At 28.7% G+C, this 4,372-nt stretch carries 5 protein-coding genes; all 5 read right to left on the bottom strand.

Annotation, left to right across the window (positions count from 1 at the left end; genetic code table 11):
- Positions 1–141 precede the first annotated feature (141 nt).
- Positions 142–399: a sporulation transcriptional regulator SpoIIID gene (gene spoIIID, locus NSA58_RS16640; protein ID WP_139045099.1), complete on the bottom strand. Its 258-nt coding sequence runs from the start codon at positions 397–399 to the stop codon at positions 142–144.
- Between the two features lie 97 nt (positions 400–496).
- Positions 497–1,135 (bottom strand): M23 family metallopeptidase, encoded by a 639-nt coding sequence (locus NSA58_RS16635; RefSeq protein ID WP_039681408.1) that lies wholly within the window; start codon positions 1,133–1,135, stop codon positions 497–499.
- A gap of 85 nt (positions 1,136–1,220) precedes the next feature.
- Positions 1,221–2,228, bottom strand: coding sequence for a stage II sporulation protein D (gene spoIID, locus NSA58_RS16630; protein WP_074429900.1), 1,008 nt, complete (start codon positions 2,226–2,228; stop codon positions 1,221–1,223).
- Positions 2,229–2,294: 66 nt separating this feature from the next.
- Entirely contained in the window at positions 2,295–3,545 is a 1,251-nt protein-coding gene (murA, locus tag NSA58_RS16625; RefSeq protein ID WP_039681410.1) for a UDP-N-acetylglucosamine 1-carboxyvinyltransferase, read from the bottom strand.
- A 22-nt stretch (positions 3,546–3,567) separates the two neighbouring features.
- A complete protein-coding gene (locus NSA58_RS16620; protein ID WP_039681411.1) occupies positions 3,568–4,302 on the bottom strand; it encodes a YwmB family TATA-box binding protein in 735 nt (244 codons plus the stop codon).
- Positions 4,303–4,372 lie beyond the last annotated feature (70 nt).

The raw sequence follows: 4,372 nt of genomic DNA, 5'->3' as shown, positions 1-4,372 counted from the left end.
ATTTTTATTGCTTATTTTTTTGCATTTCATGTCGTTTTTTATCATAAAATCTGAAATATAACCACCAAATGAAATATCATATGGTAAATTTGTGTATTACTATATTTGTAATTTTATAACTCAAAAAAGTGCAGGATATACCTACACTTTTTTTTCTTTTTCATATTTAAGTTTTGTTGCCATTCCACCTCGAATGTGTCTTTCTGATTTATTCTTTTCTAAAACTCTCTTAACCTCTAAAGCTAGAGAAGGATTGATTTCTTCTAATCGTTCTGTTACATCCTTATGAATAGTACTTTTACTTACTCCAAAAGTTTTAGCTGTTTGTCTTACCGTAGTATTTTTTTCTAATATATATTTTGCTACAATAACTGCCCTTTCCTCTATATAGGATCTCACTCCCTTCCCCCCTAACATCAATATCCTTATTGATATATATGAAAAAATGGTAAAAAATATAACAGGTCCAATCAAATATGATTGAACCTGTTAAACTTTATTCTAATAAACTCATTGGATTAATAGCTGTATTATTTTTATATGCTGCTAAGTGTACATGTACCCCACTTAAACATTCTACATCACTAGTATTTCCTGCATATCCTATACATTGACCTTCTTTTATTTCATCGCCTTTGTTCACTGTAATATTCTTACTTAAACTAGAATATACAAATACAGTATCTTTATCAGATTTAACTTTTACAGACATTCCATATTCATCATCATCATATACATCTAATACTGTACCTGGAGTTAGTGATTTAACTTCTTGATTTTCATTTGCTTCTACGTCTATTGCTTTATGTATTTCCCAAACTTCTAAAGTTTCTGAATAGCTGGGTTCTTTTTCTGAGTAATTTCGTATTACTTGATTTCCTAAGTAGCTTATTTTATTATGTTCAGCTTCTTTTGCTTTTGCTAAATTTTGATCAGAATCTGTAGTAGTTGGAAGAACATCATTTTTTTCATCTTCTGTTAAATGTATTTCATCTTGGCTATTGGTTTGAGTATTCTTCGATAATAAGTTATCTACGTTTTTGTTAGTAAACCAAATTCCTCCAATTGCTATGATACAGATACATATAAATAAGGATAAATAAAAACCATCCTTTTCTAATAATTTCTTTTTCATGTTGTACCTCCAAATATATTAATACATATTCAGATTATTAACTAATAATTAATATTTATACAACATTTTTTACATTTTTTGTATATTAATACATATCTTTTATATCAGTACCTTTGAAGTAATGAAATAATATGTCATAGTATTTGTATCCTTTTTTTGCCATCCCCTCAGCGCCCCATTGACTCATTCCTACACCATGTCCATATCCTTTCACAGTGAAGTTCATTTCATCATTATTATAATTAATAGTAAAATTAGCAGAATTCAGATTCAATATCTTCCTCATGTCAGTTCCACTTATTTTGACATTTCCAACTTCAATTATTTTTACGCATCCACCATCTGTTCTATCTACTATGCTTACTTCTTTATCTAGTTTATCTAAAGATATATTAATTTGCGGATATATATTTTTTATATACTTAATAAATTTACTCTTTTTTATTGAATAAGTAGTTGAATATTTAGGTGAGTTTTCTTCATATGGACTGTCTACTGATACTAAGTATGGATATTGAGTAGAGAAAACATCTTTACTATTTTCAGTTTTACCTGAAGAAGTTGAAAAATATAAAGGTAAAATTGCCTTTTCTTCATAACTCACAATTTGACCTTTCGTATCATCTACCGCCTTTTTTACTTTAACATAATCACTTTTTATCCAGTCTTCACCCTTAATTTTTTTTAAATCATCATATGATGTATAAGCTTGACAGTGAGCTGAATTAGTACAAACTGATGAATTTTTATGGCCAGATGTGATGTTATTTTCCATCTTGTATATAACATAAGTTCTAGCAGCTATGGCTTGCGCTTTTAAAGCTTCTTCATCAAAAGTTGATGGCATTTCACTAGATAATACTCCATATAGGTATTCTTCAATATCTATCTTCTCTATTTTGTTTTTACTGACATTATAGACATTAATAATAGGCGAATCTTTATCAATTTTTTCATAAGTAATTTCTTTAGTAACTTTCTTTTTTACAACTGCGCTACTTGGATTGTCATCATAAAATATCAAACTTCCAACTACCGACACTATAACTAATGAAAAAGATAGTAATAAAACAAAAATAAAAGGTTTTTTCATATATCTTCCTCCTAAGATTTAAGCTTCTTAAATATATGAAAAAACCTATTTTTTTATTACTAATTGTTATTCAACTATTTCTATGTTACCGCCTAATGCAGTTATTTTTTTATCAATATCTACATATCCTCTTTGAATATGATATATTTCTCCTATTTCAGTTTCACCTTCTGCTATAAGACCGCAAAGTATTAAAGCAGCTCCAGCCCTTAAATCAGTAGCATTTACTTTAGCTCCATTTAATTCTTCTACACCCTCTACAACAGCTGTTCTACCTTCTATTTTAATGTTTGCTCCCATTCTATTGAATTCAGCAACATGCATAAATCTATTTTCAAATACTGTTTCTATAACTACTCCAGTACCTTTTGCAACTGTAAGCATAGCCATAAATTGTGCTTGCACATCTGTTGGGAACCCTGGATGTGGTAAAGTTTTTATATCTATAGCTTTTAATTTTTCTGGTCCAATTACCCTTATAGAATTATCCATTTCTATAATTTCACAACCAGCTTCTCTTAATTTTGCTGTTACAGGCTTTAAATGCTCAAGAATTATATTCTCAACAGTTATATCACCTTTTGTCATAGCTGCAGCTACCATGAATGTAGCAGCTTCTATTCTATCAGGTATTACATCATGTTCTGTAGCTTTTAATTCTTTTACACCTTTTATTCTTATAGTGTTTGTTCCTGCTCCTCTGACATCTGCTCCCATTTCATTTAAGAAGTTTGCTAAGTCAACTATTTCTGGCTCTTCTGCTGCATTTTCTATTATAGTAGTTCCTTCTGCTAATACTGCAGCCATCATTATATTTTCAGTAGCTCCTACTGATGGGAAATCTAGATATAACTTACTACCAGTTAATCTATCTGTTTTAGCTTCTACGAACCCATGATCCATCACTACCTCTGCACCTAGAGCTTTAAACCCTTTTAGATGTAAATCTATTGGTCTAGTACCTATAGCACATCCTCCTGGCATAGATATTCTAGTTTGATTGAATCTTGCTAGCAATGGTCCCATTACTAAGAAAGAAGCTCTCATCTTTCTAACTAGTTCATATGGAGCATCATAAGTTGTCAAATTTGTTGCATCAACTGTTAATGTTGTTCCCTTATATTCAACCTCAGCACCTAAGTGTCTTAATAAGTCAGATATAACATGTACATCCTTTAAATTTGGGACTTCTCTAAGCACTGATTTTCCTTTCGCTAATAAAGTTGCTGCTATTATTGGTAATACAGCATTTTTTGCACCATCTATTCTAACACTACCTTTAAGTGGATTACTCTTTTTTACTATTATTTTAGCCATTATTTGTCTCTCCTCACTAAACTTAATAATCTAATTTTATTATTGGTGTAGCCATGTAGATTAAAGTTTTATCTTCATTTTCGCTATACCTAATTCCTATATTTAAATTGATCTTATTGTCTAAATAATCTAAATCGTTTTCTGTTAACAAGTTGCTGTATGCTGTAACAGAAATCAAATTGTCATCTTCTATTTTATCTATTTCCTTTGCATTCATATTATACAATATATTTTCTAAAATATCATTAGATTTATATAATTGTAAATTTTTTGTATATTCTCCAGCAATACAAAGGTAAATATCTACATCATTTGAGTACTTATTAATTACATCATTTAAAGTTTGATAAATATCTACTATATTTTTATATACCTTATTGTTTAATATGTCAACAATTATATAGTATTCTTTATTATTTTTTTTGATTGCTGTAAATGATACGCTACAAGAATCGTCTTGCGCTTGAGCATAAATTTTAAGCTCATTGTCATTTTCTTCTTCCCATTTTATTTTATTTGTCTTTAAATCTAAAGAATTTACAATATTTATGCACATATTTTCTATTTGGTTTTTATCAGTTGTTTCTGATACTACACAGTTGATTTTTATATTGTAGAATTTAAAATTCGCATTCGTTTGCTCAAATGTTTTAATAAAATTATCAGTCCAGTTATTATATTTTACACTTGCATAAGATGTAAATATTCCTATGATGAATAATAGTAAGAAAGTTGTAACAATTTTTATAACTTTCATAGTAAATCCCCCTTAATAAGTTATTTAACTTTTATTTAAATTATTGACATTATTAAAAAGGATATACGAG

Origin of the sequence: Terrisporobacter muris (assembly GCF_024621905.1) — a bacterium.
GTDB lineage: Bacteria > Bacillota > Clostridia > Peptostreptococcales > Peptostreptococcaceae > Terrisporobacter > Terrisporobacter muris.
Note: the sequence above shows the minus strand (reverse complement) of the source record. Positions and strands in the feature narration are given on the sequence as shown.